The 14,897-nt window shown below is 71.6% G+C and carries 12 protein-coding genes and 1 tRNA gene; 9 read left to right on the top strand and 4 right to left on the bottom strand.

The features are described 5' to 3' along the window. Positions 1-3 precede the first annotated feature (3 nt). From pgaB to hisS, 4 genes are all read right to left on the bottom strand, one after another. Positions 4-1,869 carry a poly-beta-1,6-N-acetyl-D-glucosamine N-deacetylase PgaB gene (pgaB, locus tag EYQ95_RS14795; protein WP_370451260.1) on the bottom strand — a complete coding sequence of 622 codons (1,866 nt, stop codon included), beginning with the start codon at positions 1,867-1,869 and terminating at the stop codon, positions 4-6. Beyond that, a complete protein-coding gene (gene pgaA / locus EYQ95_RS14790; RefSeq protein ID WP_132327986.1) occupies positions 1,866-3,986 on the bottom strand; it encodes a poly-beta-1,6 N-acetyl-D-glucosamine export porin PgaA in 2,121 nt (706 codons plus the stop codon). Before pgaA ends, pgaB begins: the two co-directional genes overlap by 4 nt. Positions 3,987-4,333: 347 nt before the next feature. Next, positions 4,334-6,229, bottom strand: a complete 1,896-nt coding sequence (gene hutH / locus EYQ95_RS14785; protein ID WP_132327985.1) for a histidine ammonia-lyase — start codon at positions 6,227-6,229, stop codon at positions 4,334-4,336. Then, positions 6,226-7,611, bottom strand: a complete 1,386-nt coding sequence (gene hisS, locus EYQ95_RS14780) for a histidine--tRNA ligase (protein ID WP_132327984.1) — start codon at positions 7,609-7,611, stop codon at positions 6,226-6,228. The genes hutH and hisS overlap by 4 nt, the downstream gene beginning before the upstream one ends. Before the next feature lie 120 nt (positions 7,612-7,731). On the opposite strand from hisS, the gene EYQ95_RS14775 reads away from it, so the two are divergent. The 9 genes from EYQ95_RS14775 to hisF all read left to right on the top strand — a co-directional run bounded on the left by EYQ95_RS14775 (position 7,732) and on the right by hisF (position 14,896). Continuing rightward, positions 7,732-7,808, top strand: a tRNA-Pro gene (locus EYQ95_RS14775). A gap of 304 nt (positions 7,809-8,112) precedes the next feature. Beyond that, positions 8,113-8,424, top strand: a complete 312-nt coding sequence (locus EYQ95_RS14770; protein ID WP_132328022.1) for a YerC/YecD family TrpR-related protein — start codon at positions 8,113-8,115, stop codon at positions 8,422-8,424. 4 nt (positions 8,425-8,428) lie between these two features. After that, positions 8,429-9,337, top strand: a complete 909-nt coding sequence (hisG, locus tag EYQ95_RS14765) for an ATP phosphoribosyltransferase (protein WP_132327983.1) — start codon at positions 8,429-8,431, stop codon at positions 9,335-9,337. After that, positions 9,334-10,629 (top strand): histidinol dehydrogenase, encoded by a 1,296-nt coding sequence (gene hisD, locus EYQ95_RS14760; protein WP_132327982.1) that lies wholly within the window; start codon positions 9,334-9,336, stop codon positions 10,627-10,629. Before hisG ends, hisD begins: the two co-directional genes overlap by 4 nt. After that, the gene (gene hisC / locus EYQ95_RS14755; RefSeq protein WP_132327981.1) at positions 10,626-11,705 is read left to right on the top strand and encodes a histidinol-phosphate transaminase; all 1,080 of its coding nucleotides are present in this window, start codon (positions 10,626-10,628) and stop codon (positions 11,703-11,705) included. The genes hisD and hisC overlap by 4 nt, the downstream gene beginning before the upstream one ends. Beyond that, the gene (gene hisB / locus EYQ95_RS14750) at positions 11,702-12,778 is read left to right on the top strand and encodes a bifunctional histidinol-phosphatase/imidazoleglycerol-phosphate dehydratase HisB (RefSeq protein ID WP_132327980.1); all 1,077 of its coding nucleotides are present in this window, start codon (positions 11,702-11,704) and stop codon (positions 12,776-12,778) included. Before hisC ends, hisB begins: the two co-directional genes overlap by 4 nt. Next, on the top strand, positions 12,775-13,371 hold the full coding sequence (gene hisH, locus EYQ95_RS14745; protein WP_132327979.1) for an imidazole glycerol phosphate synthase subunit HisH: 597 nt from the start codon (positions 12,775-12,777) through the stop codon (positions 13,369-13,371). The genes hisB and hisH overlap by 4 nt, the downstream gene beginning before the upstream one ends. Further along, complete coding sequence (locus tag EYQ95_RS14740; protein ID WP_132327978.1) at positions 13,368-14,129, top strand: HisA/HisF-related TIM barrel protein; 762 nt, start codon at positions 13,368-13,370, stop codon at positions 14,127-14,129. Before hisH ends, EYQ95_RS14740 begins: the two co-directional genes overlap by 4 nt. Beyond that, on the top strand, positions 14,123-14,896 hold the full coding sequence (gene hisF, locus EYQ95_RS14735) for an imidazole glycerol phosphate synthase subunit HisF (RefSeq protein ID WP_132327977.1): 774 nt from the start codon (positions 14,123-14,125) through the stop codon (positions 14,894-14,896). The genes EYQ95_RS14740 and hisF overlap by 7 nt, the downstream gene beginning before the upstream one ends. Position 14,897: the final 1 nt, after the last annotated feature.

Genomic DNA, 14,897 nt, shown 5'->3' with positions numbered 1-14,897 from the left:
GTCTCACCGCTCGAGGTATGGGAAGGCGCGCGCGGACATCACGGCGCGCGCGCTTTCGAGGGGAGGGCGGTCCTTCAGGAAATCGTCCGGGTAATAGGCGAGGTGGCGGCCCCCGAGCGCCAGCACCCGCCTGGCCTGTGCTTCCATCGCGTCTACGGGCACCGGCCGGGAAACGCGCCAGTCGGTGGCCTGCAACTCGAAAATCGTGCGGTCCAGACCCTGCGGGCTGGCGGCTACCCGCCGGACCAGGGTCTCCAGCCAGCCCGTGGGATCGGCAGCGTTCTCCATGTAGGGCATGGCCATCAGCGCCGTGTAGTCGTAGGCGCGGTTGAAGGCCGGCAGCTGCTGTGCGAACCATGCCTCGCTCGCGGGCTGCAGCACCGGCTGCGCGAAGAGGTTGCGCACGGTGACCAGCTTCGGCCGCCAGTGCTCGGCGCGTGCCTCCAGCCGGCCGGTGAAGTCGATCAGGCGCTGCGTGCGGGCCGCACCGGTGCTGCCGTCGGCGAGCGTCTCGTCCTCGCGCACGTAGGCGTCATCGTGGAAGAGCAGGCCGGTGAAGTGCGACGAGATCGCAAGGTCTTCGTAGAGGTCGCCGACGAGTTCGGCGGTTTCGGGGCGGGTGGGGTCGAGCCGCGGGATCTCGGCGGGGTTGCTCGCCGCGATGCGCAGGCGCTGCTGGCGCGCCGCGTCGGGCAGCTCGAATCCCAGCACCGGCATCCACGCGTAGACCGCCACGTTGGCGCGCGTGCGCAGCTGCCAGGCCGCGCGGTTGAACAGGTCCGCGCGCATCGGCATGTGCCGGTTCGGGAAGTAGAGCGCCTCGGCGGCGCCGTCGCCATCGGGGTCGGCGAAGGCCTGCAGGTAGACATGGGTGGGCCTGATGCGGTGGATGCGCTCCACCAGCACGCCGAGGTTGCGCTCGGTCTGCGCGGGGTCCGGGTCGTAGACGTAGTCGAGGTCGACCTGGATCGCGCGGATGCCGTTGCGGCGCACGTCGCGGCGCAGCTCGTAGACGAAGTCCGTGATGTCGGGGTTGTCGTACATCAGCAGGCGCGCGAGGCTGTCGCCGCCCGATCCGTCCGCGCCGGGGCCGGCACGGTCGAGCCCCGCGCTGCGACCTTCCAGGTCGAAGGACATGCCCATGCCCAGGTCGGCGGCGATGGCATTCGACACGCGGTTGTAGGCGGCATAGGGCCAGACCATGACCTGCGGTCGGCGGCCGAGATGCTTCTCGATCAGCCGCGCGCTTTCGGCAAGGTCCTTGCGGATGCGCTCGCGGTAGGCGGCTTCGGGCTCGTAGCCGCGCTCCCAGCGGCGCGTGATCGCCGCGGGCATCTGGTTGCCCTGCGGGTTGCCGGGAACACCCGAATGCAGCGCGTGGCTGTGCGAGCCGACCTCCACGAGGCCGCTGGCCTGCATCTCGCGCAGCTGCTCCCAGGTGAGGAAGTCCTCGCGCGTGAAGTCGCGCGAGCCGTAGGGCACGCGCGCGTCCGCCGGCAGGTCCATCCAGCTGGTCACCACGGCGACGAGCGCGGGATAGCCGTAGCTGCGCAGCAGGGGGTAGGCATGCGTGTAGGTGCTGCGCAGGCCGTCGTCGAAGGTGATGAGCACCGCCTTGTCGGGCAGGCTGCGGCGCCCGGCGCGCGCCTCGCGCACCGCCTGCGCGCTCACCGGCACGTAGCCGTGCGCGCGCAGCCAGTCCAGGTGCATGGCGAAGTTGCGGGTCGACACGGCGAAGGGATCGGGGTCGCCCTTGGGGGCCACGTCGTCGCGGATGTCGTGGTAGCTCAGCACCAGCAGCGCGTCGGCGCGGCCGGGAAGCAGCAGACCAAGAAGCAGGACGGACAGGAGCAGGACCAGGCGCATCAGAACCCCCACCGGTAGCTCGCCTCGAAGGCGATGCGGCGTTCGCGGTTGCCGTCGTAGACCGGCCGCGACCACGACACGCCGTACTCGAAGGTATGTCCCTGCGCGGGACGCCACTCGTGGCGGTACGCGGCCTGTGGCACCCAGCGCGTGCCGAAGCCCTCCTGCCAGTACGGCCCGACGTTCACCTCGAAGCGCTGGCGCAGGTGCCGCTCGTACCGCCGCCAGAGGATGTGGTCCAGCCGCACCCCGACGGTGGCCATCGCGTCGCGCTCGGGGTTGAAGTAGGGGCGGCCGGTCTCGGAGGCGCGGCTCCACCAGCCCGAGGCCAGCCCGTCGACCAGCAGGTGCGGGGCCGTGTGCAGGCGCCAGCGCCCGAAGACCGAGGCCTGGTCGCGCTCGTTGCCGTCGTCGTAGCGGAAACGCTTGAGCTCGCCGTCCACGGCGGCGAGGTCGCTGGGCGTCCACGACGCAGCCACCGCCACCGAGTCGGCCTCGATGCCGGCGCGGCGCGCCTGCATGGAGGTGTCCACATCGTTCTTCGCCACGGACGCACCCACGCGCCAGGCATCGTTGATGCGCCAGGAGGCGCCGAAGGTCCAGGCGCTGCCCTCGTCGGGCTCGCTGACGTCGTAGACGGCCGCGCGCAGGCCGAGGCGGTCGTAGCGGTAATCCACGCCCGCCCCGAAGCGGCGGTAGCGGACGGTGTCGGGGTCGAACTCCGCACGCACCTCGTCACCGAGCAGGCCCAGGCGCCAGCGGTTGCCGATGATCGGCGTCCAGGCCTCCAGCTCGACGCGCCGGTCGCGCGCGCCGAAGGGCGAGCCGACGGGGGCGTCGCCGTCGTTGCGACCCTGTACCCAGCTGATGCGGCCTTCCGGGCCCGTGCGCAGGGCGACCTCGCGATCGAGCCGCGCCACGTGCAGGTCGTCGCGGAAACGCGCCTGCACGTCGCGGTGGGCGAGGCGGGCCTCTTCCATGCGCTGCAGGTCGAGGAGCGAGGAGACGCGGCCGATGGCGGCGTCACGATTGCGCGGGTCGAGGGTCAGCGCCATGTCGTAGCGCTCGAGGGCCGCGGTGGGCCGGGCGCGGCGATGGGTCACCGCACCGAGGGCGGCCTGCGTACCCGAATGCCGCGGGCCGATCCGCACCAGCTCGTCGAGCAGCGCCTGCGCGCGGGCGTGATCGTGGGCGAAGGAGATCATCGAGGCCTGCGCGACCGCGGCCTTGTAGCGGTCCCAGTTCTCGTAACCGGTTCGTGCGCCGACCCGGTAGGGCCAGGCCGGCTGCGACTTCACCAGCTCGTCGACCAGCGGCAGCGCGAGGTCGAAGCGTTCCTGCTCGAGGTAGGCATAGGCCAGCAGGATGCGCGTGTCGACATCCGACGGGTCGAGCGCAATGGCCTTCTTCAGCGCGGCCGCGGCTTCCTCGGGGCGTCGCAGCGCCAGCAGCGCATCGCCCGCCGGGCCGTGGACGTAGGCAGGCAGATCCACGCCGTCGCGCTGCAGGGCCTCGTACTCGGCCACGGTTTCCTCGTAGCGCCGCAGGGCGTTGAGCGCGGTCAGCGAATCCATACGCAGGCGGGTGCGCTCCCAGTTCGTCAGGTCGGTGCGCGTCTGCAGCGTACGCAACGCCTCCAGTGCCCGCTGCATCTCGACGTCGCGGTCTTGCTCGCGTTCGGCGTAGGTGCCGCCCCATCCGATCTGCCGTGCGACGGCATCGCCCCGGATGCGGTCGCGCTGGTAATCGGCGAACGCGTCGGGCCACTCGGCAAGCAGCTCGGCAGCGCGATGCGCCGCGCCCAGGTCGGCCAGCGTGAGCGCGCGCATGCGCCAGGCCACGTCGTCGCGCCGGTCGGCGGCGAGCAGGTGCTCGTAGATGGCCAGCGCATCCACCCATTCCTCGCGCTCGCGATGCGCTTCGGCACGTGCCAGCAGGCTGTCGCGAACGCTCCGGTGCGTGACGGGCGGGAGCGCCGGCGGCGTGCGCCGCACCGGCGCCGACGCGCCGTCGGCCGCGGTGCGCGAAACCGTACCGCCCGGTACGGTGGTCTCCTGCGCGATGCAGGGCATCCACGCGAGGGGGAGGAGGACGGCGAGCGCGGTAGGGATGGGGCGCACGTTCGGTTTCCTCGGCACATCGTGGACAACGCCAATGCGGACGGAGTGTTCCGAGAAGTGCGTGAAGGCAACGTGGGCTGAATCGTGAACTGCGTCACGAACCAATGCGGCCGGCCAGGGCGCAACTGGTTGATGCCAAAGAGGCAGCCGGCCAGCGGCGGATGTGAACCCGGTCGCCACCAGCGGGTCGCCGAGCTGAAGTGTTAAGGCGTCGGTGATCGTTCGCTGGACCTGCGGACGCTACCGGATGGCTGCGACAGTGGCTTTCCGCCGGGAACCCGTCGTGCCACGCGACGGCTACCCACCGCGTCGGCCGACCGACGCAGTGGGTCCCGCAAGCGGGTGTGTCAGTGCGCTGCCAGCGCGCGCCGTGCCGCTGCCAGCACGCGCCCGCTCGTCACCAGCTGCACCGCGGCCTGTACATCACCGTCCATGGCGCGGTCGAAGGGCATGAACGCGATGGATTCGCGGATCGCGGCATGCGCGGCGTCCACGGCGGCGCCGGGGCGGAACTCGTCGGCGGCCGCCAGTTCGGCGCGCAGGCCTTCGACCTCCTCGACGAACACCGCGTGGTCGGGCGTTCCCGCGCGCGGCGCGCCGGCGACCTTGGACGCGAGCTGCCCGGCCGATGCGGTGCGTGCAAGGGCGCGCGCCGCGTTGATCATGTCGCGCCGCAGGTCCAGCGCCTGCGCGGCGGTGTAGAGCTCCAGGCCCAGCACCTTGCCCAGATCGTCGGCCATGGCGAGCACGTGGCGCGCCTCGTTGGCACCCATCGAGACATGGTCCTCGGCGTTCGCACTGGTCGGGATGGAGTACACCGACGCCGGCATCGCGCGGCTGGCGAGGTCGTTGACGATCGCCGCGGCGGTGTACTGCACGATCATGAAGCCCGACTCGGTGGCGTCCTCGTTGCCGATCAGGAACGCGGGCAGACCGTCGTTCGTCGCCGGGTCGACCAGCTTGTTGAGGCGGCGCTCGGAGATGCTCGCAAGCACCGGGATCGCCGCCTTCACGTAGCTCATCGCCAGCGCCAGCGGCATGCCATGGAAGTGGCCGGCGGAGACGACCTGCTGCTCCACGTGCTCGGCCTCGGCGTCAGGGAACACGATGGGATTGTCGGTGAGCGAGTTGAGCTCGATCTCGAGCACGCGCGCGGCCTGCGCCAGCGCATCGCGCACCGCGCCGTGCACCTGCGGCACGCAGCGCAGCGAATAGCTGTCCTGCGGCTGGTGCTTCTTGCCACCGCGGAAGGGGCGGAACCGGGCGTAGAACTTCTCGCGGCCGTGGCGCTGCGAGGTGGGCACCCAGTCCCAGCCGATGTCGAAGCGCAGCTCGCGTGCTTCCCCGGTTTCCCAGCTCTCCGGCAGCCAGGGCCGGAAGCGCGGCACGAGGTGGTAGGGGATGTCGGCGAGCGTGGAGCCAGCCAGCAGCGCGCGCAGGTGGGCGGCCACGTCGACCTGGCCCGGATGCGGGCGCAGCGCATGCACCTCGGACGCGAACGCGCCGAGGCGGCCGGCGAAGGCGTCGATGGTCATCGCGGCGGCGAGGTCGGCGGTGTCGACCAGCTCCTCCAGCTTCGCCAGCGCCAGCACGCCGGTGGCCAGCATCTGCGCGGTGCCGTTGTTGAGGGCGAGGCCTTCCTTGTACGAGAGCGTGACCGGCTCCAGGCCGACGCGGGCAAGGGCGTCGCGACCGGGCATGCGCTCACCATCGACGAACGCCTCGCCGCCGCCGAGCAGCACGATGGCCAGGTGCGACAGCGGTGCCAGGTCGCCGCTCGCGCCCACGGAGCCCAGCTGCGGCACCACGGGCACGACGCCGGCATTGAGCATGGCCGCCAGCGCCCGCAGCGTCTCCACGCGGATGCCCGAATGCCCGCGCATCAGCGTATTGATGCGGATGCACAGCATCGCGCGTACCACTTCCGGCGCGAAGGGCTCGCCCACGCAGACCGCGTGCGTGACGATCAGGTTGTTCTGCAGCTCGGCATGCAGCGATTCGTGCGGATTCACCGCGCCGCCCTGGCGCAGGCGGTAGGAGCCCAGCAGGCGGTCGGCATTGCTACCGAAGCCGGTGGACACGCCGTAGATCGGCTCCTCGCGCGCGACCTGCTCGGCGAGGAAATCGGCCGCCCGCGCCACCGCCGGCAGCTGCGCCTCGTCGAGTTCGACCGGCGCGCCGAATGCCACCGCCAGCACCTGCGCACGCGTCAGCGAGCGGCCATCGAGACGCACCGGCTTCATGCGCCCACCACCGGCGGCTGCGCGAGTTCGACGCGCAAGGTCGCGGCCAGCTCGGCACGGTCGACCTGGAACTGGTCCTCCCGGCGCAGGTCCTTCACCGTGACCTTGCCCGCGGCCAGCTCGTCGTCGCCCAGCACCACCACGAAGCGGATCCCCGCGCGGTCGGCGTAGCGGAACTGCTTGGCGAGCTTGGACGCTTCCATCACCACCTCGGTATTGAAGCCCGCATGGCGCAGCTCACCGGCGATGGCCAGGCAATGCGGCAGGTGGGCCGCGTCCATCTGCGTCACCAGCACCTGCACGGTGCTCGAGGCCGGGCCCAGCAGGCCGGCCTCGCGCAGCTGCCAGAACAGGCGTGTCAGGCCGATCGAGATGCCGACGCCGGGGAGTTTGGACCTGGTGTAGTGGCTCGCCAGATTCTCGTAGCGGCCGCCCGAACAGATCGAACCGATCTGCGGGTAGTCGTTCAGCGTCGTCTCGTAGACGGTGCCGGTGTAGTAGTCCAGGCCCCGGGCGATCGACAGGTTCAGCGCATAGGCCGACTCCGGCACGCCCATCGCCCGCACCAGCTCCAGCACCTCGCGCAGCTCGGCGATGCCCTGGGCGAGCGGCTCATTGCCTTCGCCGCCTGCCCCGAGGCGGTCGAGGATGGCGATGGCGTCGGCATGCGAGGTGGAGCGGATGCCGACGAAGTCGAGGATGCGCGCGACCGCGTCCGCCGGCAGGCCGAAGCCCTCGCCGGTCAGCGTCTCGCGCACGTAATCGGCGCCGCGCTTGTCGAGCTTGTCCACTTCGCGCAGCACCAGCGCCTGCAGGGACGGATCGGCCACGCCCTGCTGCTCGAAGAAGCCGCGCATGAGCTTGCGGTTGTTGAGCTGGATGGTGAACTCACCGATGTCGAGCTCGGAGAAGACGGCGTGGATCACCGCAGGGAGCTCCGCGTCGAAGCGCACCGAGAGCGAGTCCTTGCCGATGACGTCGATGTCGCACTGGTAGAACTCGCGGAAGCGCCCGCGCTGCTGGCGCTCGCCGCGGTAGACGCGCTGCATCTGGTAGCGTCGGAACGGGAAGGCGAGGTCGTGCTCGTGCTCGGCGACGTAGCGGGCGAGCGGCACGGTGAGGTCGAAGCGCAGCGCCATCTCCGGCATGCCGTCGCCCGCCTTTTCGAGCGCGCCGGTGGACTGCACGAAGTAGACCTGCCGCTCGGTCTCGCCGCCCGACTTGGTCAGCAGCACCTCCGACAGCTCCATCACCGGCGTTTCCACCGGCAGGAAGCCGAAGCGCTCGAAGTTGCGGCGGATGGTGTCCAGCATGCGCTGGAAGGCGATCTGGTCGGGCGGCAGGAGCTCGAGGACTCCGGCCGGCGTGCGTGGCTTGATCAAGCGGAACTCCGCGAATGCGCTGGACGCGACAGTTTACCGGCGCGCCGCCGGCGACTCGCCCGGGCGCCCGGCCCCCTTGTGGAGGGCAGGTGAGGCCGCTAGAATTTCGGGCTCTGCCGTCGGGGTGTAGCTCAGCCTGGTAGAGCGCTACGTTCGGGACGTAGAAGTCGCAGGTTCAAATCCTGTCTCCCCGACCATCGATTCGAGAAAGCCGGACCCGCGTCCGGCTTTTTTCGTTTCCGGCGACCGGGCCGGCCGCGCGCCGCCATGCCGTTCCATGCGAGGGCAGGCGGGCCGTCGGGCTGTTCAGCCGGCATAGGCACCGTCCGCCTGCGCGTCGCTCCCGCCTGGCACCTGCGCCTTCGCGCTACCACGCGGCGCGTCCGTCCGCATTCCTTGCTGCTTCGCACATCGCGACCCCTGCCGGGCCGCGGGAAGCGGGCATTGACGCCGCCCGTCCGCTGCCATTATTGTATTAACGTATTAATACATTGGATCGTCATGAAGCGCCGGCCGCCCCTCACCGAGCAGGAAAAGCAGGACGCCCTCGACGCGCTCGCCTCGGCGCTGCACGCGCTGAAGTCGCCGGCGGAGGTGCGTGCGTTCCTCGACGACCTGTGCACGCCGGCCGAGCTGGAGGCCATGGCCGACCGCTGGCGCGTGGTGCCCTACCTGCTGGATGGCGTGCCCTACCGCGAGATCCACGACCGCACGCTCGTCAGCGTGACCACCATCGGGCGCGTCGCCCGAACCCTCGAACGCGGCGCCGGCGGTTATGGCGCGGCCGTCAAGCGCACTGCCCGCGCCAAGTGAACCCATGAGCATGAGCATCGAACCCCGCGACCGCCTGCGCATCGCGATCCAGAAGTCCGGCCGCCTGGCCGACCCCGCCCGCGCGTTGCTGGCCTCCTGCGGCCTGAGCTGGCGCGAGAGCCGCGACCGCCTGTTCTGCTACGGCGAGGCGCTGCCGATCGACCTGCTGCTGGTGCGTGACGACGACATCCCCGGCCTCATCGCGGACGGTGTCTGCGACCTCGGCGTCGTCGGCCGCAACGTGCTGTGCGAGCAGGACACCGAGCGCGTGCGCCGCGGCGAGGCCTCGGCCTTCCGCGAGCTGCGGCCGCTGGGCTTCGGCGGCTGCCGCCTCGCGCTGGCCGTGCCCGACGGCTGGGAATGGCGCGGCGCCGGGCAGCTCGCGGGCCGGCGCATCGCCACGAGTTATCCGGCGCTGCTGCAGCAATGGCTGCAGGAGCAGGGCATCGCGGCCGAAGTGGTGACGCTGACCGGGTCGGTCGAGATCGCGCCGCGCCTGGGGCAGGCCGACCTGGTCTGCGACCTGGTTTCCAGCGGCGCCACGCTCGCGGCGAACCAGCTCAAGCCGGTGGCGACCCTGCTGGAAAGCGAGGCGGTCCTCGCCGGCCCCGTGGCCGAGTTCGAGGGCGAGCGCGCGGCGCTCGCGGAGATGCTGCTGCGGCGCCTCGACGGCGCGGTGCGTACCCGAAACAGCCGCCTGCTCATGTTCCAGGCGCAGCGCAGCGCGATCCCCGCGCTCCTGCCGCTGCTGCCCGACGCCGAGGAGCCCACGCTGCTGCAGGTCGACGGCGCCGACCGCCTCGCGCTGCAGGCGCTCTGCCATGGCCGCCTGACCTGGCAGCGGCTGGAGGACCTCAAGCGCGCAGGCGCACAGGGCCTGATGGTGCTGCCCGTCGAGAGCATGCTGGCATGAGGCGCGTACGCTGGTCGGAGACCGACGCCGCGACGCGCGAGGCCCTGCTGCAGCGCCCCGCGCAGGCGGTGTCGTCGGCGGTGACCGCATCGGTGGCCGGGCTGATCGCGCAGGTGCGACGCGGGGGCGATGCCGCCGTGCGCGAGCTGACCTCGCGTTTCGATGGCGTCGACGTCGACAGCCTGCAGGTTGCCGACGAGGAGATCGACGCCGCGGTTCGCGGCCTGCCGGCGGCGCTGCGGGACGCGATCGATGCCGCCGCCCGGCGCATCGAGGCCTTCCATCGTGCCGGCATGGCACAGGGCTATTCGCTGGAAACCGCACCCGGCGTGGTCTGCGAGCGCGTCCTGCGCCCGATCCGCCGCGTTGGGCTGTATGTCCCGGCAGGCAGCGCGCCGCTGCCGTCGACCGCGCTCATGCTCGGCGTGCCCGCACGCCTGGCAGGCTGCGCCGAGATCGCCGTATGCACGCCGCCGCGCCGGGATGGCTCGGTCGCCCCCGCCGTGCTGGCGGCGGCGGCGCGCTGCGGGATCCGGCGCGTGTTCCGGATCGGCGGGGTGCAGGCGATCGCCGCCATGGCGTTCGGTACCGCCAGCATCCCCAAGTGCGACAAGCTCTTCGGCCCGGGCAACGGCTGGGTGACGGAGGCCAAGCGCCAGGTGGCGATGGGCGAGGGTGGCGCGGCCATCGACATGCCTGCAGGGCCGTCGGAGGTGCTGGTCATCGCCGATGCGGGCGCCAACCCCGCCTTCGTCGCATCCGACCTGCTCTCGCAGGCCGAACACGGGCCCGACTCGCAGGTGCTGCTGGTGTCGGATTCCGCGGTGTTCGTGGATGCGGTGCAGAGGGAGATCGACGCCCAGCTCGCGTCGCTGCCGCGCGCCGACGTCGCCCGGCGGGCGCTGGCTGCCTCCCGCCTCATCGAGGTCGAGCGCCTCGAGGACGCCTTCGACATCAGCAACGCGTACGCGCCGGAACACCTGATCCTCGCCCTGCGCAATCCGCGCGCCTGGCTGCCGTGCGTGGAAGCCGCAGGGTCGGTCTTCCTCGGCGATTTCGCGCCCGAGGCGCTGGGCGACTACTGCAGCGGCACCAACCACGTCCTGCCCACCGGCGGCGCCGCGCGTTTCACCGGCGGCGTGAGCGTGGCGAGCTTCCAGATCGCGATGACGGTGCAGGAGGTGGCGCGCGAAGGCATCGCGGCGATCGGTCCCTGCGCGGTCGAGCTGGCGCGCGCCGAAGGGCTCGACGCGCACCTTCGTGCGGTCGCGCTGCGGCTGGAGGCGGCATGAGCATTACGGACCTCCTGCGCGAGGACCTGCGCGACTTCGCCGGCTACCGGTCCGCGCGCACCGAATCGGTGGCGGGCGACGTCTGGCTCAACGCGAACGAATCGCCTTGGCCGAACGCGGGCGAAAGCGCGGGGGTGCTGCGTCGCTATCCGGATCCGCAGCCCGACGCGCTGCGCGCGCGCCTGGCCGAACTGTACGGCTGCGCGCCCGCGCAGTTGCTGGCCGGCCGCGGCAGCGACGAGGCCATCGACCTGCTGGTGCGTGCGCTGTGCATGCCGGGGCAGGGCGCGGTCGTCGTCACGCCGCCCACGTTCGGCATGTACGCGGTGAGCGCACGGCTGCATGGCGTGCAGGTCGTGGAGGCTCCGCTGCGCGACACGCCCGGCGGCCTGGAATGCGACTTCCACGCCGTGGCCGGTGCGGCGCTGGAAAGCGACGCCCGGCTGGTCTTCCTCTGCTCGCCCGGCAACCCGGGCGGCACGGCCCTGCCGCTGGAGCGCGTCGCCGCCCTGGCCGAGCGCCTGCGCGGGCGGGCACTGGTCGTCGTCGACGAGGCCTATCAGGAATACGCCGATTCGCCTTCCGCCGTGGCGCTGCTTGCGGCGCACGCCAACATTGCAGTGCTGCGCACCCTGTCGAAGGCGCATGCGCTGGCGGGCGCGCGCATCGGCAGCGTGATCGCCGATCCCGGGCTCATCGCCGCGCTACGCCGCTGCCAGGCCCCGTACCCGCTGGCGGCGCCCTGCGTGCACGCGGCGCTGCAGGCGTTGGGAGCGGCCGAGATCACCGCCACGCGGGCGAACGTCGCCGTGGTGGTCGCCGAGCGCGCGCGGCTGGCTGCGCGGCTTGCCGGCCTGCCGGGCGTGCGCCGCGTGTATCCGTCGTCCGCCAACTTCCTGCTGGTGCGCTTTGACGACGCACAGTCGGCCTTCGAGCGCCTGCTCGCCGCCGGCATCGTGGTGCGCGACATGCGCGCCGCACCGGGCCTCGGCGACGCGTTGCGCATCACGATCGGGTTGCCGGAGCAGAACGACCGCGTGGTCGAAGCCATCGCCGAAGCGGCGGTGACGGCATGAGCAGGCCCATCCTGTTCGTCGATCGCGACGGCACGCTCATCGAGGAGCCGGCCGACTTCCAGATCGACGCCTATTCCAAGCTGCGCTTCGTGCGGGGCGTGATCCCGGCGATGCTGAAGTTGCGCGACGCCGGCTACGAGTTCGTGATGGTCACCAACCAGGACGGGCTGGGCACCGACAGCTATCCGTACGAGAGCTTCCTCGGCCCGCACCAGCTGATGATGCAGGTATTCGAGAGCCAGGGCATCGTCTTCCGCGACGTGCTGATCGACAGGAGCTTCCCGCAGGACAACAGCCCCACGCGCAAGCCGCAGATCGGGCTCGCGCTGCCCTATCTGCAGGATCGCACCATCGACTGGTCGCGCTCGGCCGTGGTGGGCGACCGCGAGACGGACGTCCGCTTCGCCGAGAACCTGCGAATCCGCGCGTTCCAGCTGCGCACGCCGCAGTTCGGTGGCGACTGGGACTGGCCGGCGATCGCGCATGCGCTCGCGGACGCGCCGCGTACGGCACGCATCACCCGTGCGACCCGCGAGACACGGATCGAAGTGGACATCGACCTGGACCGGGCCGCCGAGCCGCAGGTGCGTACGGGGCTCGGCTTCTTCGACCACATGCTCGAGCAGCTCGGCAAGCACGGCGGCTTCGCCCTGTCGCTGCGCTGCGAGGGCGACCTGCACATCGACGAGCACCATACCGTCGAGGACAGCGCGCTCGCGCTCGGCCAGGCCCTGCGCCAGGCCCTCGGCGACAAGCGCGGCATCGGGCGCTACGGCTTCACCCTGCCGATGGACGAAACGCTGGCCAGCGCCGCGCTGGACTTCTCCGGGCGCCCGTATTTCGTCTTCGAAGGCGCCTTCGGCCGCGAGCGGGTAGGCGACCTGCCGACCGAACTCGTCGCCCACTTCTTCCGCTCACTCTGCGAGACCGCCGCGCTGAACCTGCACCTCAAGGTGGTTGGCGAGAACGACCACCACAAGGTCGAGGCCTGCTTCAAGGCGGTGGCCCGTGCGCTGCGACAGGCCATCGCACGCGAGGGGCGCGAGCTGCCTTCGACGAAGGGCGTGCTGTGAACGTCGTGCTGATCGACGCGGGCGGCGCCAACATCGGCTCGGTGCGCTACGCCTTCGAACGGCTCGGAGTGGACGCGCGCATTAGTGCCGATGTGGCCGAGATCGCCGCCGCCGACCGGGTGGTCCTGCCGGGCGTGGGCGCGGCCGCGGCGGGCATGGCCCGCCTTCGCGAGCTGGGCCTGGTCGAACTGGTGCGTTCGCTGCGCCAGCCGGTCCTGGGCGTCTGCCTGGGCATGCAGCTGCTGTTCGAGGGCTCCGACGAAGGCGACGTCGACTGCCTGGGCCTGCTGCCCGGCCGCGTGCGGCGCATGCCGGCGGCGCCGGGCCTTCGCGTGCCGCACATGGGCTGGAACGGGCTATCGATCCTGCATGGCGATCCGCTGCTCGAGGGCATCGAGGACGGCGCCAGCGCCTACTTCGTGCACGGCTATGCCGCGCCGGTGGGCGAGTACACGCTCGCGGCCTGCACGCATGGCCAGGCGTTCTCGGCCGTCGTCCGACAAGGCAACCGCATGGGTGCACAGTTCCATCCCGAGCGTTCCGCGGCCGTGGGTGCACGGCTGCTCGCCAATTTCCTGGAGATGCGCGCATGAGCGGCTTCGAGCTCTACCCCGCCATCGACGTGCGTGGCGGGCGCGTGGTGCGGCTGGTGCAGGGCCATTACGACCGGGAGACGCGCTACGCGGCGGATCCGGTCCGGTTGGCCTCGGACTACGAGCGCGACGGTGCGCGCTGGCTGCACCTGGTCGACCTCGATGCCGCGCGCGACGGAGGATGGACGCTCGCGCCGCTGCTCGAGCGGCTGCGTGCCGAGACGGGGCTGCGCATCCAGAGCGGCGGCGGCATCCGCGGCGAGGCCGACGTCGAACGCCTGCTGCGGGCGGGTGTCGATCGCGTGGTCATCGGTTCGCTCGCGGTCCGGCGGCCCGACCTGGTGAGCGCCTGGCTCGCGCGATACGGCGTGGAGCGCATCACCATCGCGCTGGACACGCGTGCCGATGCCCGCGGCCGGTGGACGCTTCCCACCGCCGGCTGGACGCAGGGCAGCGGCGCGCGCCTGGAGCACGTGCTGGACCTCTATCGCGACGCGGGCCTGCGCCACCTGCTGTGCACCGACATCGGCCGCGACGGAATGCTCGGCGGCCCGAACATCGGGCTCTACCGCCGTCTGCACGCGCTCGCGCCCGAAGTGGCGCTGCAGGCCTCGGGCGGCGCGCGCGAGCCGGGCGACGTGGTCGCCGCGCGTGCGGCAGGCTGCGCGGGTATTGTGCTGGGCAAGGCGCTGCTGGAAGGCCGCTTCGCATTGGCCGATGCATTCGCGCTGCTGGGCGGCGAGGGCGTCGCATGCTGAGCCGCCGCATCATTCCCTGCCTGGACGTGCGGGACGGCCGCGTGGTCAAGGGCGTGCGCTTTCGCGACCACGTCGACATGGGCGACATCGTGGAGCTCGCGCTGCGCTATCGCGACGCGGGCGCGGACGAACTCGTGTTCTACGACATCACCGCAAGCCCCGAGGGACGCAGCGTGGACCGCGGCTGGGTGGAACGGGTGGCGAGGCTGATCGACATCCCGTTCTGCGTGGCCGGCGGCATCCGGTCGGTGGAGGACGCACGCGGCGTGCTGCATGCCGGTGCCGACAAGGTGTCGGTGAACACGCCGGCGCTGGAGCGGCCCGCGCTGATCGCGGAGCTGGCCGAGGCCTTCGGCGTGCAGTGCGTGGTGGTGGGCGTCGACAGCCTGCGCGACGCCGACGGCGAATGGCGCGTGCGGCAGTACACCGGTGATCCCGCGCGCACCCGCGCGCTCGCCCGGCGCACGCTGGACTGGATCCTCGAGGCGCAGCGCCTGGGTGCGGGCGAGGTGGTGCTCAACTGCATGGGCAGCGACGGCGTGCGTGGCGGCTACGACATCGAACAGCTGCGTGCGGCGCGCGAGGTCTGCAGCGTGCCGCTGATCGCCTCGGGCGGCGCCGGCGATGCGTCGCACTTCGCCGACGTGTTCGCCCGGGCCGATGTCGACGGCGCGCTCGCCGCCAGCGTCTTCCACTCCGGTGCGGTGCGCATCCCCGAACTCAAGCGCTCGCTGCGTGGCGCGGGCATCGAGGTGCGCCTTGACTGAG

The organism is Lysobacter sp. N42, assembly GCF_004344885.1.
The sequence above is the reverse complement of the archived record's forward strand: the minus strand, read 5'-3'. Positions and strand labels throughout refer to the sequence as shown.

Bases quoted from the DNA above. Each gene is read 5' to 3' on its own strand.
- hutH (WP_132327985.1), bottom strand. From the start codon at position 6,229: ATGAAGCCGGTGCGTCTCGATGGCCGCTCGCTGACGCGTGCGCAGGTG.
- EYQ95_RS14770 (WP_132328022.1), top strand. From the start codon at position 8,113: ATGAAGCGCCGGCCGCCCCTCACCGAGCAGGAAAAGCAGGACGCCCTC.
- hisG (WP_132327983.1), top strand. From the start codon at position 8,429: ATGAGCATGAGCATCGAACCCCGCGACCGCCTGCGCATCGCGATCCAG.
- hisD (WP_132327982.1), top strand. From the start codon at position 9,334: ATGAGGCGCGTACGCTGGTCGGAGACCGACGCCGCGACGCGCGAGGCC.
- hisC (WP_132327981.1), top strand. From the start codon at position 10,626: ATGAGCATTACGGACCTCCTGCGCGAGGACCTGCGCGACTTCGCCGGC.
- hisB (WP_132327980.1), top strand. From the start codon at position 11,702: ATGAGCAGGCCCATCCTGTTCGTCGATCGCGACGGCACGCTCATCGAG.
- EYQ95_RS14740 (WP_132327978.1), top strand. From the start codon at position 13,368: ATGAGCGGCTTCGAGCTCTACCCCGCCATCGACGTGCGTGGCGGGCGC.
- hisF (WP_132327977.1), top strand. From the start codon at position 14,123: ATGCTGAGCCGCCGCATCATTCCCTGCCTGGACGTGCGGGACGGCCGC.